Here is a 25,169-nt window from a genome sequence, read left to right as displayed (position 1 = left end):
GGAGGGGAACCATGCCAACCGACCAACAAACCGCGAAATTTAAACAGGCGATGATCGCCACGATCGCTTGCTTAATATTGGCTAGCATTTGGTTTTTCATTCCTCACCCTGCTGTTGCTGCCATTGCTATTTTACCTGTGCTTGTTGCCCTCACTCTTAAGCTGCCTTTCTTAGTATGTTTAGGGTTTATTGTATTTTCTTTTTTCCGTTTACATGAAGTCTTTCCGGCTATTTACCCATTACGCATACCGCAATTATTAGCGTTAGGCACTCTCGCCTCTTTGTCGATCAACCTTGTAACTAAGCGCCTACCTATGTTTTGGAGTAAAGAACTTTCAACCTACGCCATTTTTTTTATCCTTGTGGTTATCGGTGCCTTCATGGCCAGTAACCGTGGAGAAGCCATGGCCGCTCTCACTGGAACCTATGTAAAAATAGCGATTATGGTGTTAGCCATTGCTTGGTTAGTGAAGGAGGAAGGGCAATTTAAATTCTTACATCTTGCTATGGTGATTTGCGGAGCCTGTGTGGGCTTAGTCGCTTTGTACAACAAGAGCATGGGGCTTGAGTTAGTTGAAGAAACCCGTGTCACGATAGGGAGAAGTATTGGCTCAATGCTAGGTGATCCAAATGACTTATCTCTCGTACTTCTTTTCCCTACCAGTTTTGCTGGTGCCTTGTTTTTAACCCCAGGTTATAACCGGCTTTTAAGACTCCTAGGTCTTATTGTTTTCTGTGTAGTCATCGCTGCCATTATTGCGACTCAAAGCCGTGGAGGATTGCTTGGCATATGTGCTGTAACAGGTATTTTTGCTTGGCGCAGGGTAGAGAATAAATTCTTATTAATCAGTGTCGGTGTTTGCGCGCTTATGTTGCTCATGGTATTGGCGGGAGTGAGTGACAGAGCCTCTGGTGGCGCCCATGAGGAAGGTATAGATGAATCAGCAATGGGTCGAATTTATGCTTGGCAAGCAGCATTTGGAATGGCCTTACATAACCCATTTACAGGGGTAGGTATCGATAACTTTTTATCTAATTATTACGCTTATAGTCCCCATTGGGACGGCCAAAACCACTCAGTACACAGCACTTGGTTTGGTGTAATGGCTGAAACAGGATTCTTAGGCCTGATTGTCTTTATTTGTCTAATCGTCCAAATTGCCCGTATTGGCATGCAGAGCATTAAACGCTTCTCGCCAGAAGTGGCTGGCGAACACTATTCACCTGTGCTTTATGCTAGCGCTCAAGCCTTAGAAGCGGGGTTAGCTGGCTTTTGTATTTCAGGTACATTTTTGACCATGGGCTTTACTTGGCCTATTTATATTTTGCTCGCCATCGCAGTCGCTACCTCTCAATATCAACTCGTACCAACCACCAGCAAGCCCTCTTTATTCAGGTTTAAAGATAGACCAACACCTTCGTCCAAACTTTCTCGCAACACGCCTCGCAAATTGAGAGAAAAGCAAATTATAAGCAGCATAAACCGAGACAAAAACGCTAACTAGCTGATATTTAATATCTTTTCAATTGGCATAAGGCGTGCAAACAAAAGACATAGCAACGAACAAATTATTGGAGAAGAACATGTGCGGAATCGTCGGATCAATTAACAAAGAAAATGTGGTTCCTGAATTATTAAACTCTTTAGGCAATATAGAATATCGAGGTTATGACTCAGCTGGCGTCTCTGTTTTAACAGGCTCAGGTATCGCGACTAAAAAACGTCCTGGTAAATTAGAATCCTTACGTAATTCACTGCATGAACACCCTTTATTCGGCACGATCGGTATAGGCCACACACGTTGGGCTACTCATGGCGAGCCTAATAAAACCAATGCCCACCCACACTCTAATGATGATGTGGCGGTGGTCCATAACGGTATTATTGAAAATCATCGCCACCTTCGTTCATGGTTAGAGTCAGAAGGCTTTATCTTTCAAAGCCAAACAGATACCGAGGTAATTCCTCACTTAATCAGCCATTTCCTAGCTCAAGGCTGCGATCCAGACCAGGCAATGCACAGAGCATTACAGCACCTAGAAGGGGCGTTTGCATTAGGGGTTTTATTCAAACTGGATCAAGATCATCTCTATGCAGCAAGACGTGGTAGTCCACTCGTATTAGGCAAAGGGGATTTAAGCGCATGCCTAGGGTCAGATAGCATGGCTCTTACCCAATCAGCACAAAAAATTCTCTATTTAGAAGAAGGTGATCAAGCCCGAATTGGTATCAATACTATGGAACTGGTGGATCTTAACGGTCATAAGGTAACACGAGAATTATTGGATAATGAGGATGCTCTACTCGCTGCAGATAAACAGAATCATCACCACTATATGCATAAGGAAATCCATGAACAACCCATTGCAATTAACAAAACCCTTTTTCATACCCAGCAACAAATGCATGATATACCAGTAGATTTCACCAATATTTCAAGGCTCAGTATCATCGCCTGCGGTACCTCCTATTATGCCGCTATGGTAGCCAAATATTGGTTTGAGCAGTTTGCACAAATTCCTGTCGATGTGGATATTGCCTCTGAATTCCGCTATCGCCAACCAATCATGGCTAAAGACGGTTTATCACTTTTCATTTCTCAATCAGGAGAAACGGCAGATACCTTAGCAGCACTCAGTTATGCTAACTCAAAATTTCAAAAGACCTTCGCCATTACCAATGTGGCAAATAGCAGCATTGCCCGCCTTGCAGACCATGTTATCCAAACTCAAGCAGGCCCTGAAATAGGCGTCGCCTCCACCAAAGCCTTCACTACACAACTTGCCGTCCTTGCCACTTTAGCAGTGAAAATTGGCTTCAAGAAACAGCTCTTTGATCTAGTTAAAGCGTCTGAGCTCTGCCAAAGCCTAGCGGAAGTCCCAACCGCTATAGAGTCAGTCCTTAACCTTGAGGATGAATTTAAAGCCGTAGGCGATAGTTTAAAAGACTGCCGGGATGCTTTTTTCATTGGTAGAGGCAGTAGCTATCCTATCGCGATGGAAGGAGCTTTAAAGCTCAAAGAAATCAGCTATATACATGCCGAAGGATTTGGCGCGGGTGAGCTTAAGCATGGTCCCATCGCCTTAATTGAGAAAGATGTCCCCGTATTTGTGATTGCACCTAATGATGGACTCATCGAAAAAACGCAGTCCAATATGGAAGAAGTCATTTCTCGCGGCGGTCGCTGCATTTTAGTGGGAGATGAAGCCAGCACCCAAGGTTTAGCAGACGATAATATTCGCTGCCTCACTCTGCCCAATTCTAATGAGCTGATCAGCCCAATCATCTACGTAGTGGCCTTACAGTTAATCGCCTATTATGCCGCATTTGCCAAAGGTACAGATGTTGACCAACCTCGTAATCTTGCTAAATCGGTGACTGTAGAATGAACAAATTGCAGCAATTTAAACAATGGGTTAAACAAAGCAATAACCCATTGGCTGCCACCATTAAAAAAAGCTTTTTTGCGATTAAGTCGATTGAAGTGCCTGCAATTTCTCTCTTTTATACTCCTTTAAGAGTGGTGTATCAGCTTATTCGCAGCAGTATATCCAGTCTGACACGCATTCTATTTTGGACTCCCATGTTCAAAACCCAACTAAGACAGGTTGGTAAACGTCTATATCTATTTGGCGGTATGCCATTAGTACAAGGCGCCTTACAGATTGAGATAGGTGATGATTGTCGAGTATCAGGTCAAACCACCTTTTCAGGCCGCTGGGCAGGAGATAAAACGCCACAACTTATCATAGGAAGCAACGTCGACATCTCTTGGCAAACCACCATAGCCGTGGGCTCAAAAGTGGTACTAGGAGACAATGTCAGAATTGCCGGCAAAGGCTTTTTAGCTGGCTATCCAGGTCATCCTATTGATGCCGAAGATAGAGCAAAAGGCCTGCCAGAATTAGACAGCCAAGTCGGCGATATCATCTTAGAAGATGATGTCTGGCTAGCTTCAGGCGTCATGGTGATGAAAGGCGTCACTATAGGCAAAGGCACCATAGTAGCGGCAGGCAGCGTGGTCACCCAAAATTTGCCCAGTGGTGTCATCGCCGCTGGCGTTCCTGCCAAGGTAGTTAGAAAGATTGATCCATTAAAAGATAAAGGCGCTAAGGCGAGCTCTCACCTACACTCGGTTAAAGCCACAAAAGTGACATCTATCCACAAGGAGGTGAACAATGAATGTTGATATGTTGGTATTTGGCGAAGACTGGGGAGCATTACCAAGTAGTACCCAGCATTTAATCCGACATCTATTACCTGAGATGAATATTGTATGGGTTAACTCTTTAGGTTTACGTCGTCCCAAGTTGTGTAAAAGGGATATGATAAGAGCGGCTAAAAAATTAGCCCGCATGGTATCTAAAAGTAATGCCATCGCCACGGATTTTGAAGCAAGCGGACTTAAGCCACATATCGTGAATCCTAGAGTGATTCCTTGGCCCGGAAACCCGCTTGCAAGAAGGTTAAATGAATCTTTACTCACCAACTTACTGCAACCTATTTTAGCCAGTAATGATACTCGCCCTATACTTTGGACATCACTGCCTTCAGCGGCCGATGTGGTGGGTAAACTCGGCGAAAGAGCCTGCATTTATTATTGCGGAGATGACTTTAGTGCTCTTGATGGTGTTGATCATGAGCCAGTAGCCAAAATGGAACAAGACTTAGTAAAAAAAGTAGACCTTATTATTGCAGCAAGCCATAAGATCGCCTCTAAGTTTCCGCCACATAAAACCTTAGTACTACCTCATGGGGTCGATTTTGAGCGCTTTTCAACCCCATCAAACAGAGCGGATGATTTAGGGTCAGGGCCTGTCGCAGGGTTTTATGGCTCGATTGCTGGCTGGTTTGATAAGGAACTCATGTTAGAAACAGCCAAAAAGCTTCCCCATTGGCGCTTTGTTCTCATTGGCCCTGCACACACCAATATTAAAGAGTTAACTGATCAAGCTAATATTGAATGGCTAGGCCCTAAAGCTCATAAGGACTTAGTTCACTATAGTCAGCACTGGGATGTGGGCATATTACCCTTCAAAAACAATGCTCAAATTCAAGCTTGTAACCCATTAAAATTAAGAGAATACCTTGCAGCAGGTCAACCAATTGTAAGTACTCAGTACCCAGCAGTTGATGACTATTCAAGCTTAGTTTCTATTGCAGGAGAGTCTGCCTCACATTTTGCAGACAAGATAGAAGAAGCCTATAAATCAAACAATAAGGGAGATAATCAAAAACGCCAAGCCAGTGTCGAACAAGAAAGCTGGCATATTAAAGCGCAGCAACTAAAAGACATACTCCTGCACCTCTAGATAGCGTGAATCATTTATTCTTGATACAGGAGTCTTACAAGATGCCATCTAGACTTAGCTTCAACCTACTCAGCATTTTATGCTTTCTAATCCTGTTCATGAACAACAGGCTTGAAGCACAGGTTTTATTTGAAGGAAAAATACATTTCCCCTCGGAAGAAGTCGTATCGCATGCAAATGAAACATCACGTGATGACACCTCTTTAAGCCAGAATAAAAAGCCGCTTAAAGGCTTAATTCCAATCATTAAAGCGGATACGGTTTGGCAGCTCACTGGTATCAATACCAGTCATAAAAACACATTAATTATTATCGAAATTGGTAAACATAAGGCGGCTTACCGCAACCGAATCAACCAAGAAAGAGGTGTATTGCCAGGGCCTTTTAGCATCCAAGTTTATCCCTATGGTTTTAGAACACCGAAAGGCAATAAGCTCACTTTTAGCGCGCAGACACGGGTTAAAGTATTTACCCTAGATAAAGAAGCAGAAATTGCCGAGTTTAAACTCAAGCAGCTCAACGCTTCAGCATCTAAAGCCTTGTACGCTTTTGACTTAGGACCAGAAGATCAAACAGTTTTACAAGGGTTTGAGTCTATGACGCCTTCACACCCATTATTAGCCCACACGCTAAAAGTACGACAAAAAAAACTTAATCCTTTTACCCGCTTATCTCTCGATCCCCTAGTTCGTGATGGTATATCAGGCATAACAAGCCTCAAGCTTCCCTTACCAGCAGGCAAGTGGCGTCTACATCTTTGGACGGAAGATGTGGGCTATTGGCAAACCCTGCCAGAGCAAGTTGAAAGGCGTATCAGAATTAATGGCCAAGACAGGGAATATCAGCACAACCCGCCTTGGTACTGGGTTAAACAAAGGTACACACAAAATAAGTTTCGTCTAAGCCAGTTTGGTCAATTAACTAATTTAACGAGCTGGCGTGCGATAGGCCAATACCGTGGAGGTTATAAAACCTTTGATGTCGAGGCAGAAAATGGGGATCTCATCATCGAACTTGCTGGGGCGAATAAGATGTCGACCACAATCACAGGACTTATGATTGAAAAGCGTGAACAGCACTATCTCACTGACGTTAATTTTACCCGAGCACAATGGTTTAATGCTCGCTGGCCGCTTTTACCTTTCTCTCAAACAAAGCAACCCAATTCACCTCGCCATTATCGTATCACTAAAAATAACCCCTTGTTCATAGCGTTACCGCTCGCTCAAGGGATGTTACTCGATAATCTTAGCTGGCGAGCATCTCCTCTGATTATTGAAAAGCGCTTATACCTACCCCAGCTTGAAAGAAATCTAGGTTCTTTTAACGCTAACCCAGCTGGCTCTTTTTTAGCCATTAAACCCTTACTTATCACGGCCAGTAATATCTATAAACAACACTTAGGGAAGCTACATTTAACAATCAAAGCACCTAATTATTTAGCGCCCGGAACCTATAAGATTCAACTGATAGATAAGCTATCGCAACAGATATTACACACTCTCTCGATTCAATTATTAGATATCGATTTAGCAGACTTAAATAAGCCTATTGGCGTTTACCTTGACCTCGCCCCTCACCTATTCCTTAGCTATGAAAGAAAAGGAATGGCGGATAAGCAATTACAGTGTGACCTGGAGACATTAGCCAATTTAGATTTCACTGGTGTTGCCCCTCATTTCCCAGTCCCCAAAAACGAGGTCTTGCAGCAGAGCTATCAAACACGTATTCAACGCTTATTAAGCCTAGGATTTCGGCCCCCCTTTTTAGATTATGCAGGACTCAAAAACTTGCGATATCAATTCGGTCAAGATGAAACAAGCCAGAAGCTTAAAGCGCTTAGCCAAGTAATTGATCACAAACCCAGATCCTTAGCCATTAGCATTGCAGATGAACCCTCTAATGCTAGTAGTAAAGGCTTTGCCCTTACTCAGATGGCCTCCTTGGTCGACAAAAGTTATGTACAGACAGAGCAAGCTCCGGCCTTATTAAAGGCAGCCCATCTGAATAATCCCAAAGATAGGCGCTGGCTGGGGGAGTTAGACATTGCTTTAATTAATCATGGCTATGGTGTTACCCGTCAAAGTATTCAAAATATTCGTAATCAAGATGTGCAAGTCTGGCTCTACAATATGACTAACAAGCGTTTGGCTGCCGGCTTCTTTTTATGGAAATACAAGCTAAATGGTTATTTGCAATGGCACGCACGAATGCCAACTGCTGACCCTTTTGATCCAACCGATGGACGAGAGGACGATCAACAGCTTCTCCCTGTTATGGCAGAACTTTGCGCCAAGGTAGCTGATCTTCACCCAGATCTGATTGAAATTGCCGAGGGCATTACCGACCACAAGTGGCTCAACTGGTTAGATAAAATGAGCAAAACCTCACCCCCTGCATTCAAGTTACGCCAGCAACTTCTGCAAAAAGTTCCCAATAGCTGGCAAAGAGCTGAAAATCTTACATCACAACAACTACAAACTTGGCGGAATGAGATTGAGGAACTAGCTTTATCTATAACAGAAAGAAACTAGCCACTTTTATGGCGGTCGTTTGTATTTGTCATACTGGTTTTTAATTTGGATGATTTACAGGGAATTGTCAGGGAAGCTTACTCTTCACACGGTTGTTTTTTATACATGTTTTTAACTCGCATTTTGCGACACAAAATCATAAAAATACAAAAAGCCTGTGATCAGGGATAATTTAATGCTTTTTGGAAAGCTGTAAGCTACTAATTTTTATAGCTTTAATTTTCTTATTTTGCATTGGTCTAAAGCTTGCTAAATACCTTGTATCAATCGTATTTAGAGGTAATTGATAATGCCAATGCTAAGCAATAAGTACTTCTCATTAAAAATAATATGCTTATTAAATGTAAGTATCTTATTAAGTGCTTGCAGCCAAATACCTCAAATTAATAATGCCAATACTGCGCATTATGACTCAGACACAAGCCAAGGTATTAGCATTGAAGAATTATTAGCTAATGCGCGAAACAATCAGGTCGCAGCACCGACTTATTCTGCTCCTACTCCTCAAAGCGCTAATAAAACTCAGGAAACGCAAACCAATTCAAACGAAGAAAAATTCGCTCTCGCATTAGAAAGAGAAAAAATGCGAACCTTACTTAAGCAAGCGGAACAAGGCGCTATCAATACAACGCCCGTCGAAGCCTATAACCCAGACATAACACACACTCAGCAAGCACCGGCAAAACAAGAGCAAGAAAATACTATTTCAATTTCAAATCGCGCAGAAAGAAACACGCTATGGTCTCCCTATGCTGATCGAGATAAAGGCTTAAATCTTTACCATAGGCAAAGAAAAGCCAAGGAAGAGGAGCTTAAATCCTTTTTAATTACCCTGAGTTTTCAAACTAATAGTTCCTCTATTGACAAGATTTTAGAAGAGGAGTTAGACCTTTTCTCTCGCTTACATAGGCGAGAACAGCTTGTAATTAATTGCGCTATATCGAATGAAGCAGATGCACAGCTTGCTTATGAAACCGCTATGATTCGCTGCCTAAGTATTGAGACCTTTTTCAAACAAAGAAACCACGTGACCATGTCTCAGGTTCTTAGAGACATAGAGCCAAACCAAGTACTTATTTTTAGTGATGGACAGGGCTTCTAGTCATGACTCGTAGCATGCTAGTCAAAAACGTCTCCTATCTTTTATGGGCAGCTTGGCGTCGTCGCTATCTCATCATTATTCCGATTTTTTTAACGCCAATTCTCAGTATCAGTATTGGTCTGATTTCGCCTAAGAAATATGAAGCGTCAACGACTATCTTGTTTCAAGAGTCATCTCAACGTAACCCTTTTTTAGAAGACCTATCCATAGATACTAATTTAAAAGAACGTATGCCTTCCTTAACCGCACTCCTTCATAGTCGCCATATTTTGGCTAACGTGGCTTGGAAGATGGAGCTGATTGATAAAGAGATGCCAGAAAAAGAAAAATCTTACATTATCAGTCAATTGTCTAAAGCTCTTTCCGCTAGGTTAGTGGGAGATAACTTGATCAAAATTGCCTACCGCGCGAATGATCCAAATAATATGGCCGCCTTGCTTAACGCCGTCAGTATTCATTTTGTTGAACGTGTACTCGCGCCACAACGCTCTTCCATTATTCAATCTGAAAATTTCCTAGGTCAAGAACTAGAAAGTCGTAAAGCCAGCTTGTTAGAAGCAGAAAAAGCACTGGCTATTTATAAGGATAAATTTACCAATGAATTGCCGGTTGTTCATTCAAGCAATATCTCACGCTTATCCCAACTGCACTCAAAGTTAGCACTGAGTAAGATTGAGTTAGAAGGTGCTATTGCTGCCCATGGCAGTTTAGCAGGGCGCTTATCTCAAACGAATCCCGTCATTGGTAAAATGGAAGAAAGTATTGTGTTAGTCATGGCGGAGCTGGCTCAACTAAGGGCGAGATACACAGATGAACACAGCCGAGTTCAGTATGTTTTAGCTCGTCTCAATGCGCTTGAAGGAGAGAGAAATCGTCTTTTAGCCGCTGCGCCGCAGTTCGATGCTAACAATTTAGATCAAGATCAACTAAAACGTTTATGGGCAATTGCAGCAAACTCAACTCAAGCCAGTGATCAAGCCCCAAAACAGCACCCTCTTCTCGTCTCTCAACTTGAGCGTTTACAAAAAAGTGACGATCAAATTCAAAAGCTAAAAAAAGAAGTGGAATCCCTACAAAGTGAAATGAGTAAGTTACAAAAAAGAGTTAATGGTTATGGCCAACATGAGCAAAAACTTAACGAGCTTAAGCGTGAAATTTTGGTCAGAAAGAAAATCTTTGAAGATTTATCCGAACGACATGAGTTGGCCAGCGTGACTGGCTCTCTCAGTAAAAGTGAAGAAAATGAAAGTGTTAAGTTGATTGATGCCCCTTTTGATCCATTAGGCCCTATTAATATTCCGCTCATCATTTTTGCAATAGCAGGTGTGTTTGGTGGCTTTGCATTAGGTCTAAGTTTGGCATTTGTGGCTGAGTTACTCGACACCAGCGTACGCCGTAAAGAGGCTGTTTCAGACATTATTAATGCCCCTGTATTGGCTCGTATCCCCCCTTTTCCTTTAGCAAATAACAAGGAGTCTGCACAATGAAAAACGTCATAGTTCAGGTAGTACAACATTTACAGCCCGGCGGTATAGAAACTATGGCGCTGGATCTAATGCAGGAATATTCAAAACACAGTGATGTACATATTATTTGTCTAGAGGGAAACAAGGATGAAGCTATTAAAGCTTGGCCCCGTTTGCAAGAGTGGCAGAGTAAATTACATTTTTTGAATAAGCCAGCTGGCCTTAACCCACTACTTATTTTTAAACTGGCGAAACTACTTTATAAATTAAAAGCGAATATTCTTCACTCACACCATATTGGTCCCCTCTTGTATGGTGGCTTAGCAGCTCGTTTTATTGGCATTAAACACCTGATTCATACTGAGCATGACGCTTGGCATTTATCACAAACTGCTCGTCGTAAACTTCAGGGGCAACTTCTCTTTTTAGTCCGCCCTATCATAGTCGCTGACTGTGACGATGTGGCTTCTGCCTTATTAGAAGCATTCCCTAATAGCCGTCCAAATGTGATTCTAAATGGCATAGATACGCAAAGGTTCACGCCTGTAAACGATCAAAGAAAAGCCATTTTGCGTCGTCAATTTAACCTCCCTGAGCAAGTGTTTTTATTAGGATGTGCAGCTCGATTAGAAGCAGTGAAGGATCATAACAGTTTACTTCACGCCTTAAGTTTATTGCCTGAATATGTTTGTTTGGCTCTGGCAGGGCAAGGCTCTCTTAAAGACCAGTTAGTACAGACATGTGCACAGCTTGGTATTCAAGATAGAGTTTTTTTCTTGGGAGCACTGGACAATATGGCAGAGTTTTACCCTTGCATAGATGTCTTTTGTTTACCCTCGTTAAATGAAGGTTTACCACTATCACCTTTAGAAGCCCAAGCATGTGGCATCCCAGCCATTGTTAGTAATGTAGGCGGCTGCCGCAATATTGTTGACCCTTCGACCGGCATACTGACCCCGCCAAATACCCCAAGTGCCCTATACGAAAGCATCTTAAAAATAATGAGAATGAACCATAAAGGCAGTCCAAGAGAATTTGTTTTAAATACAGGAGACTTGGTTAAAACAGCTAAGGCTTATCAAGCCTTAATGGCACCAAGCAGAAATCTAGGAGCTTAATATGATATTTTCAAATTTACAGGGATGGCTACTTATACTTTTCGGGCTCACTTGGTTTTTGATTATTTATCATCATCTGGTGTACCCCATTATTTTAAAGCTTGTTTATCGTGAACCAGCAAACGACAAACAAGCAGCACCTATCAATTCAGGTGAAGATCAACCACTGCCTAGTATTTGCATTCTAGTGCCTGCCTACAATGAAGCAGATGTGATTGCGGACAAAATTCGAAATGTCGCATCACTTGACTACCCTAAAGATAAGTTATCGCTAGTCATTGCCTGTGATGGCTGTTGTGATAATACAGCCGAAATTGTCAGACAAACCATGCTTGAGACTGAGGTGAAAGAGCTAGACCTTGATCTCATTGAATACTCAGAAAACAGGGGCAAGGTCGCGGTTCTTAATCAAACTATCCCTAAGATTAACTCTGACCTAATCGGCTTAAGTGATGCATCCGCCCTGATATCCTTCGATAGTCTTATTATTTGTGCTCGTCAGTTTGCCGATGAAAAAATAGGGGTACTTGCCGCAACCTATAAGCTCCTCAATCCAGGTAGCCAAGGTGAAAGAAGCTACTGGAACTATCAAACCAAAGTAAAGCAAGTGGAGTCTAGTTTAGGCGCTCCCATTGGCGTGCATGGGGCTCTCTATTTTTTCCGTAAGCACCTTTTTACGCTGCTTCCATTAGACACAATTAACGACGATTTCATTATTCCAATGGAAATCGTCGCCAAAGGCTATAAAGCAGAATATGACACCAATATTATTGCCCTAGAGTTAGAGCAGGCCAGTAATGAGATGGATCAAAAAAGACGCATTCGCATTGCTGCTGGTAACTTCCAGCAAGCTGTTCGCTTAACAAAGCTATTACACCCTAAGCATAGAGGCACGGCTTTCACCTTCTTCTCGGGGAAAGCGATGCTAGCACTCATGCCAATTATTTTAGCCTTACAACTGGTCTTAAGTTTTGCATTATCAAGTGTTTCTCTGATGTTTTTGGGGTTTGCGTTATTACAGTTAGCTTGCATTGCACTCGCTCGTATTAGTAATCGAATTCCCAGTAACAAGATACCCAAAATATTCACTGTTATTTTTTATCTTATCAATGCCTATTTTAGTAGCTTGATTGGCGTCATGAGTTACCTACTGGGCAAACAAAAAGGCGCTTGGAAGCCCGTTTCCACTAAGGAGAATCATCATGAATAATCCAAATCAAGATATACCAATGAATACCAATGAAAACTATATTCCCATCTCTGTGTTAATCACTAAGAGACTATTAGACATTAGTGCAGCAATACTCGGATTAAGTATCGGCCTGTGCTTATTGCCCATACTCGCCCTACTTATCAAACTTGATTCTAATGGGCCTATCTTTTTTAGTCAGTTGCGCGTGGGACAAGTTACACCCGATACCAGCAAGATGTTCTCCATGTATAAATTTAGAACCATGAGAACAGATGCAGAAGAAGCGACTGGCGCGGTATTAGCCACTAAAAATGATCCACGCATTACTCGCATCGGTCGCTTTCTTCGCTTAACTCGATTAGATGAAATTCCTCAGCTGTATAACGTTCTTAAAGGAGATATGTCGCTCATTGGGCCACGTCCAGAAAGACCTGACTTCTACAAAAAACTTGAAGATGCTATTCCATTTTTTACGGAAAGAACATGGGGCTTAAAACCTGGTATTACAGGTCTAGCTCAAGTAAATCAGGGATATGACGAATGCATTGAAGATGTACGTAATAAGGTTTCCTATGATCATGCTTATGCCTTGAGCCTCAGTAGCTTTATTTCATGGCTAAGAGCAGATATAGACATTGTCTTTAAAACTATCGTCGTCATGGTTTGCGGTCGAGGCCAGTAATCAAGGTAAATAATACAGCGGTACAAAATAATCAGTGTGAGGCTTTTTATTTTGTATCGCATTTTGAGAAAGATGCATTTTAAAACGTAATTATTCTATTAAAGAAACAGAAAAATTCAGCTAAAACATTAAAAATCAATAAGTTACCTATTGGCATATGACTTGCTCTATCTAGTTATAGCAAACAAACTTTATAGGTAACGCCAATGTCATTATTTAACAGCACATCTCAAGAGCAAACCATCCCAACCCTCAACCAAACCGTCATAAAAACAGACCTTCACCTTGAAGGTGAGCTAGATGCCCTCGCGATAGAGTCAATAAGAAGTGAATTAGAGCAGCTTGGTAACAGAGCTCAAGATGTCGATTTAGACTTCACTTCGGTCACCTTTATCGATTCCTCTGGCATTGGCGCTTTAGTGTTTTTATTTAAACGCTTGAGAACCTCAAACTGCACCTTAAGACTCCATCAGGTGCATGGCCAGCCACTTGAGCTTATCCAATACCTTCGTATTGATAAGTCCATTCAGGTGAATGGGTAGTCCTATGAATAACATCATAAAGCTGTCCTTAACCTTGCTTATTCTGCCTTCTTTGACAGGTTGCTTTTATATGATGAAAGAAGGTTCTGGCGGTGCAGCAGAGCGTTATGCCTTAGCGCCTGAATTAGATTTAGCTAACACTAAAGCTGATTATTTTGATGCCGCACATATAGAGAACAATAAACGTTTTATTGCCCGTATTAAGGAATGTGACCGAGTTATTTTAAATCACACAAGCGTGGGTTTAAGCCAGATGTATCCCGCTCTATATGTGGAAATAAAAGACTTATTAATTGTCAGCCAAAGACAAAAGGTTGGTGAGTTCGAAGATCAAGCAGAGGGAGCCTTACAAAGAGCAGAAAGCCTGCTAATGCTGATTGTACACCGCCATCCTGAAATGGAGCTTTCTGTATTAAGGAATTGTTATAACTTGAGAAATTGGGAGTTATGCACATGAATATTCATTCTTTAGCCAGTATTGCATGCTTAACTTTAAGCTTAAGCCAGTTAAATAGTGCCGTGGCAGTAGAGTACACATTAAAGCCAGGCCAAGTAATTAGTATTAAGCCCTCTTCAGGTCAAGCAACCTACCGTTTTGATTCAAATGGTATCAATGAAAGCTTTTTACGCTCAGGCACTAAAAGCAAACAAAATCTGCAAAAACGCATTCATAAATGTGATCGTTTGTTATTAGCCCATCAAGATGCAGGCCTACATAAGCATCACCCTGAACAATACTTTCAGGTGGAGAAACTCTTATCGGTAAGTAAAAAATACCAATTTAAGCAGTATGAAGAAAAAGCAAAATCTTCAATCTTCCAAGTCGAAGAAATTCTTAGAGATATTGAAAGCAATTACCCTGAACAAAATTTTTCATCCATAAGGAACTGCTTTAATTTAACACGCTGGGAGCAATGCATATGAAATCTTCAATTAAACTTTGGCTGATCCTAATCATAATGACTATTAGTCAAGCCGTGATGGCCAACTCTCAACACACACTTCGCCCAGGTGATGTGCTTAACCTTAAATTCCCAGGTGAAGCCGAGTTTAATGATACATTTCAGCTAGATCCTCAAGGCTATGTCACCTTACCTGAAGTAGGCAGCCTTTTTATCGAAGGGATGAACCCTCCTCAAGCACAAGCATTTTTAATTCGACGCTTATCCGTTGTTTATCGTGACCTATCCAAGTTCGAATTATTTTTAGTTGAAAGACGCTTATCCGTCATGGTACTAGGCTTTGTACAAACCCCCGGAGAAATCGACTTACCTCAAAACTCTAATGTTCAAATGGCAATCAATAAAGCCGGTGGACTTTCACAAGGGGCGCAATTAGATAAACTCCAGATTCGTCGCGGAGAGCAAACGATTCAGTTCGATTACAAACAATACTTGGATACGGGTAATCAAAACGTATTACCTGCACTACAACCTAAAGACGTTATTTTTGTTCCAGCTTCTCCTTTAATTGGTAATGTACAGGTGGATTTCGATGCAAGAACATTAACCGCAGCAGGTGATGCTAGCGGACAAGAATCTATTAAAGTATTTGGTGAAGTTCATCGCCCTGGTACTTTCTCTTATAAAGGCAAGCCATCTGTATTAGACATGCTAATGCGTGCTGGTGGTGTTACACGTTATGCGGGTATTGAGCAGATTCGAGTCATTCAGAATGGCGAACCCTTCCCTTTTAATATGCGCGAGTTTTTAGACACAGGCCAAACAGGCTTGTTACCTGAAATTAAACCAGGTGATGTTATTTTTGTCCCTCAAGCATCTGAGCAAGTGGAAAAAGGGTCTCGTACTGTTTACATCATGGGTGAAGTATTTAAACCCGGAGCAATGGAAATGAAGGATGACACAGGGTTTTATGACATTTTAGCCACTGCAGGTGGACCAACTCGTTTTGCGGAGACCCGTCAAATTCGGATTATTCGAGCTGATGGTCAAGTCTCAGCCTTTGATCTACAAAGCTATGTAGATGGTAATAGTGATCAAGGTTTACCGACTATTTTTCCAGGAGACGCTATTCTTGTACCTGAAAAAACGGATATGAACGAAAAAAGCTGGTTGAAAATCCACCCTAATCGTTCGATTCGTATCATGGGAGCCGTGAATCGTCCGGGTCGGTATGAATGGGCAGATGAAATGGGCTTGATGGATATTATTGCCCACGCAGGTGGTCCAACCGCTAAAGCGGATACATCACACTTACAAGTACTCTCAAGTGATGACACACAACAAGTCAGTTCCACAGAGTTTGATTTAAAACGTTTCCTAGAAAGAGGTGGAGACTTAAATTCACTGCCTAAACTAAAAGCAGGGGATACGGTAGTCATGCCCGAATTACCACAAGACCCTAACGACAACCGTTCACAATGGACGCGCCAATCTAGCAAAAGCTCAATCTATATTTTTGGCTCTGTTGGTGCTCCCGGCCGTTATGCTTTTAACCGTGATTTGAATTTGCTGGATTTGCTTTCTGCAGCACAGGGCCCTACCCCCTCAGCAGACCTAACTAATATACGTATTGCACGCCGTGGTGGAAACGAAGCAGATGTTACCAAGCTAAACTTGAATCTTTATTTTGAAACCGGTGATGAATCCCTATTGGCTAATATCCAAAATGAAGACGTAATTTACGTACCTAGCTTAAATAAAGAATGGTTACAGAAACCAAAAGAGAGAGTTGTTAGGGTATTAGGAGCGGTAAATCGCCCTGGTCGTTACACCTTTAATGACAGCATGACAGTACTGGACTTACTGGCTGAAGCCGGCGGACCTACCGTTATGGCACTTCAAGATAGGATATCGGTTGTTAATCGAATTGATGGTGAGGTCCATGCTCGTCGCTTTGATCTAGTGAAGTTTGCAAAGTCAGGAAACTTTACTAACCTACCCGTTATTAGAGCAGGCGACACTCTCTACATTCCAAGTAAAGAACAAAGTGCTTGGTATCAATTCTTAGAAGGTCTAAAAGATTTGGTAACCGTGGCATCCTTTGCTGTTCTCGTTGGCTTATAGAGGGGAGAATCATTATGCGTAGCATGGAAAAAACATCCGCGGTGGAAGCGATTTACTCCACCATAGTCAGAGAGTCTATACAGCAAATATGTATTACTAGTCTTACTAAAGATTCAGGCAATACCAGCCTTTGCCACACTTTAGCCACACGTGCGGCGCAAGCAGGTAAACATGTATTGCTGATGGAGCTAAATTTAGAAAACCCAACCTTGGACAAACTTGAAGATATTCAACAGAACCAATGGTTACCTCTCACAGGTCATTGGGAACAAGCGGTACAGGACAGTCAGACACCGGGGCTAAAGCTATTATGTGCACCAAGTGAAACAGGCCGTTGTATTGAGTTTAGAGACATTGAGGTCATGTCCTTATTTTTCCAAAACGCCATGACTCAATATGACCTTATCATCTGTGATGTGTCGCCACTTCTATGCCAAGAAGCCAGTGTTATCCCAACAGAAGCATTGTCATTTACCAGTCAGCACACTTTTTTAAATGTATTAACGAATGTCACCACAGAGAGCCAACTTACTGAAGCGAAGGAAATGTTAGAGCAGAATGGCGCAAGTATCTCAGCAGTCATTATGAATGATAGGTTCTCACCTTCGTTAAAAGATGAACTCATAAGGGAAACTCATAGGTTTGAACGCTACTTACCAAAAAGCATGGCATTTTTCAGAAGGTTAATCGAACGCTCCCTATTACTTAATCAAGACTTATAAGTTCCGCACTAAAGTCTTGATTCTCAGTGCCACTATTTTCCAGCAGGATAATGGTACAGTCATCACGTCTTTTCTCTTGCTGGCTTTTGGCAATAAAGAAGGCCATGAGATTATCCGCTAAACTGTTTAAACTTAATTGATTACCCGCTAAAAGTAGCTCTTCAAGCTTCAAAGGCACCTCTTCTACTGCATCTAACAGGCCATCTGAATAAATTAACAGTCTTTGTTTTGGTTCTAAATAAACAGAGTTTGCTTGGTACATATGGTAGCTCAAGCCAGGCAAAGCCCCATCAACATTGACCTTAGACACACAAGAAGCACTAATTAATAAAGGCTTAGGTTGCCCTGCATTAGCGATTTTAAGTTCATTTTGATCAAGATTAATGACCATCACAGTAGCTAATGTTCCGGCGAGTACTTGATCGGTTTCAAAGCCTTTTGCGACTAATGTAAGTAACTCTTCAGCGGGCCTTAATGCTTGGCTTAGCCCACTAGATAATCCTCTTAGATAACCTGCTAGCGCAAACACATAGGTTTTTGCCATCAAGTCATGGCCCATTAGATCTGCAAATACAATCTGCTGCCTTTGCTTTGCCTCATCTTGATTAAGTAATACAAAGTCCCCTCCGCCTGCTTGCGGAGAATGATGACGAACAGCTGAATTAAAAGCACCTAGTTTTTTGGGCAATCTTGGCGTTAGTCCTAGTGAGGCTTTTTGATAAATTTCTCGCTCTACCTGATCAGCGAGATAATGACGACGCTGCAATGTTTGTCGAACTACTTCTAACAGCTTTTCTTTACTAATAGGCTTATGTATTAGTTCATCAATAGGTCGTGATAAGGCGTTCGTTAACAAGGCCTTATCTGTTAGGCCGGTTAAGAAAATAAAAGCGATTTTAGCAGCTTTAGGGGTTTGCCTTATTTGATCAAAGAGGACTGGCCCATCTGCATCTGGCATCTTAATATCACAAATCACCAAACTTGGGTTATGTCTAAGCAATGCATCATATGCCTGGCCAACTGAACCTGCTTCAATAACCTCAAAATCAGCTTTTAGGTATAGGGCGATTAACTTGCGATAAACTTGATCATCATCGACTAACAGTATGGTTTCTTTGGGCTCTGTGGCTGATATCGCTTTACGCACCAAGGTTAAGTTCTGTGCGTCTTCTCGATAACAAGCGGGAATATAAAATACATCATCAAATTTATCTCTTAAGAGCTTAAGCCCCATACCGCTTTCATCGGCTAGTAAGGGATCAAATTCATTCATAAAATGACTAAATGAGCGAAAGCTACCACCGTTATCTAAGATTTCTAAATTCAAAAAATAGTCACTTTGCTTTAACGCCAATTGAACTTGATTTGGTTTGGGGTCAGAGTGACGACAAAGATTAACAATCAACTCTGTCACTGCTAATAAAAAGTCCGCAGGGTTAATTTCAAGCGAGCTTGTCGCAAAAAACTGAGTAAGGTTTTGACGTGCAATTGAGGCACTTGCCAACTCAGGTTCAAGCTGCCACTGGGCTAATAATCGCTCCATAAATACTCCCTTTACTTATCTAGCTTAGTAAGACATGACTAAATATCACGAAAAATTACCCTATTGAAGAGAAAAAAGTGTTAAATCTATTATGAATATAAAGTCTCTAGATCAATGTCTTAAAGTACTTTTTTTAGAATAGTCTAAACTTAATATTAAGCACACATGGAACCATTCAATATAGGATATTTCACTATGCAGCCCAATACATTCACTCAAGTACTCCTAGTTGAAGACGATGCTTCTATGGCCGCGGTGTATCGCAGTTACTTAAATGGCTTGCCTTATCACATTACTCGTGCCGAAACTGGCAAAAAAGCTCTAGAGCTTCTTTCTAATCAAGCCTTCACTGGCGTATTACTCGATCTTAACCTGCCAGATATGCATGGCTTAGAAATCTTAGCTCATATTAAAGAGAATGAAATTGAGACAGAGGTCATAGTCACAACAGGTGATTGTTCTATGCAAACAGTGATAGATGCAATGCAAGCTGGAGCAAGAGATTATCTAGTAAAACCCTTTAACAAAGACAGACTTGTCACTACCCTAAAAAACTTTCTAGAAAGCCAAGAGCTAAAACGCAAACTGCAAACCTATCAAGAAGAAATCGACCGTAAAGAATTTTGCGGCTTTATTGGCTCTTCTTTAGCAATGCAAAGAGTCTATCAACTGATTGATAGTGCTTCGGCATCAAAAGCGACCATTTTCATTACGGGAGAAAGCGGCACAGGTAAAGAAGTCTGTGCTGAAGCGGTTCATCAAACCAGTGATAGAGCTAATGGCCCTTTCGTGGCACTAAATTGTGGGGCAATTCCTAAAGACTTGATGGAAAGTGAAATTTTTGGTCATGTAAAAGGTGCTTTTACTGGTGCCATTGGTGAGCGAGATGGTTGTGCAAAAGCCGCACACAAGGGCACGTTATTTCTCGATGAAATATGTGAAATGGACATGGCTCTACAATCTAAGTTATTACGCTTTTTACAAACCAGTACCATACAAAAAGTTGGCAGTGACAAGACAGAAAAAGTCGATGTTAGAATTGTTTGTGCGACTAACAAAGACCCTTTAGAGCAAGTACAGGCAGGTAACTTTAGAGAAGACCTCTATTACCGCTTGCATGTATTACCCATACACTTACCTTCATTACGAGAGCGAGAAAACGATGTGGTTGAAATCGCTAACTCCTTCCTCAATCAGTATTCAAGAGAAGAGCAAAAAGACTTTATTGGTTTTGATTCCGAGTCAGAGCTCATCCTTAGTCAATACGAATGGCCTGGAAACGTAAGACAACTTCAAAATGTAATTCGTAACATAGTCGTGCTGTGTAACGGTGAATCCGTCATACCTTCCATGTTGCCTGCGCCTTTAGACTCAGATCTGAGTAATATGAAGGTAAAAGCGCCAGTTCATACAGAAAGCAATCAAAACACAGCGGCGGCTCCTCATGAGCAAAACATGAATATGCCAATGGACCACTCTAGTAGTCAGGTGATCAGCGAACTTATTCGCCCTATGAGTGAAGTCGAAAAAGAAGCAATCGAGAGAGCAATCGATTTATGCGGCGGCAACATACCGACTGCAGCACATTATTTAGGCATCAGTGCAGCGACTATTTATCGTAAAAAAAATCAGTGGAAAGAAACGAGCCTATAACGCTTTCGCTTTCTTCTCAGCCAAAGCATGTAATGCTTTTACACTATCGAGAGAAAGCGAAACAAACACATCAACTTGAGTCCTAACCTTAGCCATATTTTGCTGACACAAGGCCTCAAGCTCCCTTCCTTTGAGATGCATAGGTTGTAAACCATAAATGGCACAACTGCTACTTAAAGTATGTAGATGGCGCTCAATCTCTTGATCTGCTTCATCGTCTTCTTGCTCAACGAACTCAGTTAATGAGCGGGTCCTTTCCATCACATCCTGTTCAAATATAGCAATTAGCTCAGGTAGCACTTCCATTGAAGTATCATTGATTAATTGCTGCAACCCTTGATCTTCGATAAGTGGCTGGTCAGGTGTATCAGATTGAGTGACAGTTGCTTCATTATTTGACTCAGCATGAGTGACTACTTCAGGGCGAATATAATCAGCCACACAAGCGAGCAATTTGTGTTTTTCAATCGGTTTATCTAGGTATGCATCCATCCCTTTTGCTAAGAAACTATCAGCATCATCTTTTAAAGCATAGGCAGTCATAGCAACAATTGGCGTCTCAGAATTTAGACTCTGGACTCTAATTTTTGCACTTGCTTCTATCCCATTCATTCTTGGCATAGAAATATCCATAAGAATCAGATCGTAAGTATTTGCTTGGCATATCTCAACCGCTTCGACACCATCATTAGCCGTTGTTACTTCAAGCCCTGCTGATTCCAACATAACTCTGGCAACTAAACGGTTAGTTTCTCCATCTTCGACTAATAAAACACGGCCATTAAAACGGCTTTGCTCTGTTACTAGGGGCAAGCATTTCGCATTAGGTAGATCCACTTCATGCAGGTATAAATCAAACCAAAACTGACTTCCTACACCTTCTTGGCTGGAGAAGCTTAACTCTCCTCCCATTAAGCCAGTCAGGTTTCGACAAATAGCCAAGCCAAGGCCAGTCCCTTCTGTGGGTGCTCGCTTAACATTAGAGGTGGTGAAGAACTCTTCAAATAAGTGAGCTTGATCCTGCTCATTAATTCCTTCACCTGTATCAGTTACGCAAAAACGTGTACGTCCATCTTCACACTTTTCCGCCTCTATGATGACTTCACCTTGATGAGTAAACTTAAGCGCATTACTCACTAAGTTCATCAGCACTTGTCTTAGCCTTTGGCCGTCTGCATAAATTCTATCTTCGACTTGCTGACTAATTTTAGTTTTTAAAGCAATCGACTTCTCATCAGCCCTTGGTTTGAAAAGTAGCTGAACACCCTGAACAATTTCTTGTAGCGAACAAATTTTAGGGCTGATGTCTAACTTATCCGCATCAATTTTCGAGAAGTCCAATATATCTGTAATTATGGTCAATAAGCTCATACCTGAACTCAAAGCGACATCAGCAAAGTGCTGCTGCTCTTGATCAAGCTTAGTATCTTGTAGCAGTTGTAACAGGCCTAATACGCCATTAAGAGGAGTACGTATCTCATGACTCATCATAGCCAAAAAGCGAGCCCTTGCTTCACTGGCTTCTTTAGCAGAGGCAAGAGCATCCCTTAAGCTAAATTCGTTTTTCTTTTTTGCTGAAATATCAATATGAAAGACGATAATACAATCATTCTCAGCTCGAGTTTCATGCACTTCTATCCAACGCCCTGGCTCTATTTCATATTCAGCTGACGTCTCATTCTTCGTATAAATAAGAAAGTATTCTATCCAGTTATTTGGGTCTGATTTGGCCTCAGCAAAAAGTCCGCTCGCAATGCAGTCTTGTAAAAAATCACGATAACTAACCCCCTCTTTCGGACCAATAGAGCAAGCTCGATAAAGATCTTGAAACTGCCTATTGCAACGAATCAAACGACCATCAGAGCCAAATAGAGCAAACCCATCTTTACTGCAATCTAAAGCTCTTAAAAGCTGTTTATTATCACTTTCCGCTTGCGCCCATGCTGTGATGTCGCGAAACATATAGATATAAAGCTCATCGTCTCCTGCCAATCTGTGAATATTCAATTCAACGGGAAAGGCATCGCCACTTTTACGACGGCCAACAATTTTTTTTGCATTCCCCATAGAGGAGGTATTTAAATAACCTAGTTCTCTAATTCGCTCTTCTCTTGATTGACCTGTATTTCGTGTCGGCATCAGCATATTGACATGCTGACCGATAAGCTCTTTACCCTGATAACCAAATAAGTCCACCATGGCGGGATTGATACTTAACAGTTCACCTTGGGCATTTAAAGTGGCTATACCATCTTTAATAGAGTCGAGAATGGTTTGATTCAACGCTGGATTATACTCACCCAATACTGCGATTTTTTCTGGGACAGGAGCAGAAGCGTCAGTTACATTTGTAGCCTTTTGGTTCGAAGTGTTATCCCCTTCATGTTCCAATAAACTATTTATTTGCTCGACTAAAACAGAATTAGTCCAAGGTTTCGCCAGATATCTATGCACAGAGCCAGAGCGAATGGCTTGAGTGACAATATCAAAATCGGCATGAGCACTTAAAATAATACGAATGGCATTTGGTTGGAGTTTTTCGATCTGGCTAAGTAACTCTATCCCTGTCATGTGAGGCATAAGATAATCAGAAATGATCAGATCTACGCTACGGTCAGCTAAAATCGCGAGAGCATCTCCTGCTGAATTAGCAGTTAGAACAGTATGGCCAGTGCTTCTTAAAGTCCGTTTAAGCGCGAGTAGGATGTTAACTTCATCATCAACAAGTAAGATAGTGCTTGGCATCTGCTCTATTCCTTTTTATCAGTTTACATCCTAATAACTTATCGTCAGGTTGCCAGCTCTTACCAACCTATTTAACGTGGCCAGATAAAGAAAACGTCATATCTATAAAAGGCTTAAACTACCCATCTCCCTTTTGGGTAATATTATCTAGGCTGGACAATATTTTGCTGCCCGATTCAAGAACATTATCAAGATGGTTTTTTTGATCCAAGTCTAACTCAGTACTTTTCAGCTGCTCTAACGGCTCCATCACATCATCTTTCATAGGTGTCAGAATGTTATTTTGAACACTGTTTAGTACTTCTGCTTTCTCATCTTTAGCCTGTTTGGCATCAATTAACGCTGCCTGCAATGAAAGCTGCATCTGCTTTTTCTCAGTAATATCAAAATGCAATAAAATTTTAGCGCCTTCTGGTGCTCTTGTGGCTTTGATTTTGATCCAACTATCATCAACTAAACGATGCTCATTACTCCCCTCATCAAAGGTGTAAAATTTATCAAACCAAACCTCTTCTTCGCCCACTGCATCAGGGAAAGCACCATTTTCGATACAAGTATTAATGAAGTCTTTAAAAGACTGGCTCTTTTCTGGTTGTGAAAAGGTTTGATAAACATCTAGTAACTTGTCATTAAAGTTTCGAATATTGCCTGACTTATCAATCAGTATATAGGGCCCTTGTATACTGTTTAAAATCGAATCTAAGCCTTTTCCTTTATGGGCTATTCCTTGTAGTGGGGTAATAGAGCAAATGATTTTTTCAGCAGTAAATGCCATAGCAAGTTCAATAGAGAGAAAAGAGTTATGCTGTGTTTTACCAATACGCTTTTTAACAGGGAGCTGCCAATCAGATTGACTAGAAATATTTTCTTCAATAAAAATGAGATGCTGCTGATAGGATTTCTCTGTAAACAAAATAGCAATATCTTCTCCACAAATATCGTCAGCATTATATTCAAATAACTCAGCTAACTCAGGTGCGATACTTGTGATTTTATTATCTAGGGTTAGAAAAATGTCAAATGTCTGATTAAAGGCTGACCCTGTTACTTTTGGTTGAGCTTTATCATTCATTTGGGCTTTATCTTGTCCATCATCTGTACAAGAGCCCGTATCTAATGCCTTATTAATTTGTTCAATCAGGACGTCATTGGTCCAAGGCTTAGCTAAAAATTTATGTACGACACCTTCTTTAATCGATTCAAGCACGGTTTGGAAATCAGAATGCCCACTCAAAATAATACGAATAGAATTAGGCTGAATTTTTTCGGCTTGAGTTAATAGCTCAGTACCTGACAAGCCTGGCATCATATAATCAGATAAAATTAAGTCGACTTCATGCTGCTTTAAAATATCTAATGCTTCATGTCCATCATTGGCAAATAAAATTGAGTAACTCTGCTTGCGTAAAGCTCGCTTTAAGGCACTTAAAATTTGCGGTTCGTCATCCACTACTAATATGCTTTTATCCATACATTTGCCATCACACTCTTTTAATGTCTTTATGAATCTGTTCTAACAGCCTCATTCGAG

General features: G+C 41.3%; 19 protein-coding genes. 16 read left to right on the top strand and 3 right to left on the bottom strand.

Annotation, left to right across the window (positions count from 1 at the left end; all coding sequences use genetic code 11):
• The first annotated feature begins 11 nt into the window (after positions 1–11).
• From Q0A08_RS17935 to Q0A08_RS17865, 15 genes are all read left to right on the top strand, one after another.
• Positions 12–1,505, top strand: a complete 1,494-nt coding sequence (locus Q0A08_RS17935) for an O-antigen ligase family protein (protein WP_438462838.1) — start codon at positions 12–14, stop codon at positions 1,503–1,505.
• Positions 1,506–1,584: 79 nt separating this feature from the next.
• On the top strand, positions 1,585–3,390 hold the full coding sequence (gene glmS, locus Q0A08_RS17930) for a glutamine--fructose-6-phosphate transaminase (isomerizing) (RefSeq protein ID WP_438462837.1): 1,806 nt from the start codon (positions 1,585–1,587) through the stop codon (positions 3,388–3,390).
• Positions 3,387–4,190: an acyltransferase gene (locus tag Q0A08_RS17925; RefSeq protein WP_438462836.1), complete on the top strand. Its 804-nt coding sequence runs from the start codon at positions 3,387–3,389 to the stop codon at positions 4,188–4,190. The genes glmS and Q0A08_RS17925 overlap by 4 nt, the downstream gene beginning before the upstream one ends.
• Positions 4,180–5,313, top strand: coding sequence for a glycosyltransferase (locus Q0A08_RS17920; protein WP_438462835.1), 1,134 nt, complete (start codon positions 4,180–4,182; stop codon positions 5,311–5,313). The genes Q0A08_RS17925 and Q0A08_RS17920 overlap by 11 nt, the downstream gene beginning before the upstream one ends.
• Positions 5,314–5,354: 41 nt before the next feature.
• A complete protein-coding gene (locus tag Q0A08_RS17915) occupies positions 5,355–7,847 on the top strand; it encodes a hypothetical protein (RefSeq protein ID WP_438462833.1) in 2,493 nt (830 codons plus the stop codon).
• Positions 7,848–8,136: 289 nt separating this feature from the next.
• Positions 8,137–8,949, top strand: a complete 813-nt coding sequence (locus tag Q0A08_RS17910) for a hypothetical protein (RefSeq protein ID WP_438462832.1) — start codon at positions 8,137–8,139, stop codon at positions 8,947–8,949.
• Between the two features lie 2 nt (positions 8,950–8,951).
• Positions 8,952–10,436 (top strand): GumC family protein, encoded by a 1,485-nt coding sequence (locus tag Q0A08_RS17905; protein WP_438462831.1) that lies wholly within the window; start codon positions 8,952–8,954, stop codon positions 10,434–10,436.
• Complete coding sequence (locus Q0A08_RS17900) at positions 10,433–11,533, top strand: glycosyltransferase (RefSeq protein WP_438462830.1); 1,101 nt, start codon at positions 10,433–10,435, stop codon at positions 11,531–11,533. Before Q0A08_RS17905 ends, Q0A08_RS17900 begins: the two co-directional genes overlap by 4 nt.
• 1 nt (position 11,534) lies before the next feature.
• Positions 11,535–12,743, top strand: a complete 1,209-nt coding sequence (locus Q0A08_RS17895) for a glycosyltransferase family 2 protein (RefSeq protein WP_438462829.1) — start codon at positions 11,535–11,537, stop codon at positions 12,741–12,743.
• On the top strand, positions 12,736–13,407 hold the full coding sequence (locus Q0A08_RS17890) for a sugar transferase (RefSeq protein WP_438462828.1): 672 nt from the start codon (positions 12,736–12,738) through the stop codon (positions 13,405–13,407). Before Q0A08_RS17895 ends, Q0A08_RS17890 begins: the two co-directional genes overlap by 8 nt.
• Before the next feature lie 206 nt (positions 13,408–13,613).
• Positions 13,614–13,949: an STAS domain-containing protein gene (locus Q0A08_RS17885; protein WP_438462827.1), complete on the top strand. Its 336-nt coding sequence runs from the start codon at positions 13,614–13,616 to the stop codon at positions 13,947–13,949.
• Positions 13,950–13,953: 4 nt separating this feature from the next.
• On the top strand, positions 13,954–14,406 hold the full coding sequence (locus Q0A08_RS17880; protein ID WP_438462826.1) for a hypothetical protein: 453 nt from the start codon (positions 13,954–13,956) through the stop codon (positions 14,404–14,406).
• Positions 14,403–14,873 (top strand): hypothetical protein, encoded by a 471-nt coding sequence (locus Q0A08_RS17875; protein ID WP_438462825.1) that lies wholly within the window; start codon positions 14,403–14,405, stop codon positions 14,871–14,873. The genes Q0A08_RS17880 and Q0A08_RS17875 overlap by 4 nt, the downstream gene beginning before the upstream one ends.
• The gene (locus tag Q0A08_RS17870; RefSeq protein ID WP_438462824.1) at positions 14,870–16,975 is read left to right on the top strand and encodes an SLBB domain-containing protein; all 2,106 of its coding nucleotides are present in this window, start codon (positions 14,870–14,872) and stop codon (positions 16,973–16,975) included. Before Q0A08_RS17875 ends, Q0A08_RS17870 begins: the two co-directional genes overlap by 4 nt.
• A 14-nt stretch (positions 16,976–16,989) precedes the next feature.
• On the top strand, positions 16,990–17,697 hold the full coding sequence (locus tag Q0A08_RS17865; RefSeq protein WP_438462823.1) for a tyrosine-protein kinase family protein: 708 nt from the start codon (positions 16,990–16,992) through the stop codon (positions 17,695–17,697).
• Here the strand turns inward: Q0A08_RS17865 and Q0A08_RS17860 are convergent.
• On the bottom strand, positions 17,681–19,240 hold the full coding sequence (locus Q0A08_RS17860; protein WP_438462822.1) for a SpoIIE family protein phosphatase: 1,560 nt from the start codon (positions 19,238–19,240) through the stop codon (positions 17,681–17,683). The two genes, Q0A08_RS17865 and Q0A08_RS17860, sit on opposite strands and share 17 nt — an antisense overlap.
• 195 nt (positions 19,241–19,435) lie before the next feature.
• On the opposite strand from Q0A08_RS17860, the gene Q0A08_RS17855 reads away from it, so the two are divergent.
• Positions 19,436–20,893, top strand: a complete 1,458-nt coding sequence (locus Q0A08_RS17855) for a sigma-54-dependent transcriptional regulator (protein WP_438462821.1) — start codon at positions 19,436–19,438, stop codon at positions 20,891–20,893.
• On the opposite strand, the gene Q0A08_RS17850 is transcribed toward Q0A08_RS17855, so the two are convergent.
• Together Q0A08_RS17850 and Q0A08_RS17845 are read right to left on the bottom strand one after the other, a co-directional pair.
• Complete coding sequence (locus Q0A08_RS17850) at positions 20,888–23,638, bottom strand: response regulator (RefSeq protein ID WP_438462820.1); 2,751 nt, start codon at positions 23,636–23,638, stop codon at positions 20,888–20,890. The genes Q0A08_RS17855 and Q0A08_RS17850 overlap by 6 nt on opposite strands.
• Before the next feature lie 118 nt (positions 23,639–23,756).
• The gene (locus Q0A08_RS17845; RefSeq protein ID WP_438462819.1) at positions 23,757–25,109 is read right to left on the bottom strand and encodes a response regulator; all 1,353 of its coding nucleotides are present in this window, start codon (positions 25,107–25,109) and stop codon (positions 23,757–23,759) included.
• Positions 25,110–25,169: the final 60 nt, after the last annotated feature.

This window comes from Marinomonas sp. PE14-40 (genome assembly GCF_051623805.1).
Taxonomy (GTDB): domain Bacteria; phylum Pseudomonadota; class Gammaproteobacteria; order Pseudomonadales; family Marinomonadaceae; genus Marinomonas.
The sequence above is the reverse complement of the archived record's forward strand: the minus strand, read 5'-3'. Positions and strand labels throughout refer to the sequence as shown.

Excerpts from the sequence above, each read along its gene's own strand:
- Q0A08_RS17870 (WP_438462824.1), top strand. The coding sequence starts at position 14,870 with ATGAAATCTTCAATTAAACTTTGGCTGATCCTAATCATAATGACTATT.
- Q0A08_RS17880 (WP_438462826.1), top strand. The coding sequence starts at position 13,954 with ATGAATAACATCATAAAGCTGTCCTTAACCTTGCTTATTCTGCCTTCT.
- Q0A08_RS17915 (WP_438462833.1), top strand. The coding sequence starts at position 5,355 with ATGCCATCTAGACTTAGCTTCAACCTACTCAGCATTTTATGCTTTCTA.
- glmS (WP_438462837.1), top strand. The coding sequence starts at position 1,585 with ATGTGCGGAATCGTCGGATCAATTAACAAAGAAAATGTGGTTCCTGAA.
- Q0A08_RS17885 (WP_438462827.1), top strand. The coding sequence starts at position 13,614 with ATGTCATTATTTAACAGCACATCTCAAGAGCAAACCATCCCAACCCTC.
- Q0A08_RS17850 (WP_438462820.1), bottom strand. The coding sequence starts at position 23,638 with ATGCCAAGCACTATCTTACTTGTTGATGATGAAGTTAACATCCTACTC.
- Q0A08_RS17900 (WP_438462830.1), top strand. The coding sequence starts at position 10,433 with ATGAAAAACGTCATAGTTCAGGTAGTACAACATTTACAGCCCGGCGGT.
- Q0A08_RS17905 (WP_438462831.1), top strand. The coding sequence starts at position 8,952 with ATGACTCGTAGCATGCTAGTCAAAAACGTCTCCTATCTTTTATGGGCA.
- Q0A08_RS17845 (WP_438462819.1), bottom strand. The coding sequence starts at position 25,109 with ATGGATAAAAGCATATTAGTAGTGGATGACGAACCGCAAATTTTAAGT.
- Q0A08_RS17855 (WP_438462821.1), top strand. The coding sequence starts at position 19,436 with ATGCAGCCCAATACATTCACTCAAGTACTCCTAGTTGAAGACGATGCT.
- Q0A08_RS17890 (WP_438462828.1), top strand. The coding sequence starts at position 12,736 with ATGAATAATCCAAATCAAGATATACCAATGAATACCAATGAAAACTAT.
- Q0A08_RS17910 (WP_438462832.1), top strand. The coding sequence starts at position 8,137 with ATGCCAATGCTAAGCAATAAGTACTTCTCATTAAAAATAATATGCTTA.
- Q0A08_RS17920 (WP_438462835.1), top strand. The coding sequence starts at position 4,180 with ATGAATGTTGATATGTTGGTATTTGGCGAAGACTGGGGAGCATTACCA.
- Q0A08_RS17935 (WP_438462838.1), top strand. The coding sequence starts at position 12 with ATGCCAACCGACCAACAAACCGCGAAATTTAAACAGGCGATGATCGCC.
- Q0A08_RS17860 (WP_438462822.1), bottom strand. The coding sequence starts at position 19,240 with ATGGAGCGATTATTAGCCCAGTGGCAGCTTGAACCTGAGTTGGCAAGT.
- Q0A08_RS17895 (WP_438462829.1), top strand. The coding sequence starts at position 11,535 with ATGATATTTTCAAATTTACAGGGATGGCTACTTATACTTTTCGGGCTC.
- Q0A08_RS17875 (WP_438462825.1), top strand. The coding sequence starts at position 14,403 with ATGAATATTCATTCTTTAGCCAGTATTGCATGCTTAACTTTAAGCTTA.
- Q0A08_RS17925 (WP_438462836.1), top strand. The coding sequence starts at position 3,387 with ATGAACAAATTGCAGCAATTTAAACAATGGGTTAAACAAAGCAATAAC.
- Q0A08_RS17865 (WP_438462823.1), top strand. The coding sequence starts at position 16,990 with ATGCGTAGCATGGAAAAAACATCCGCGGTGGAAGCGATTTACTCCACC.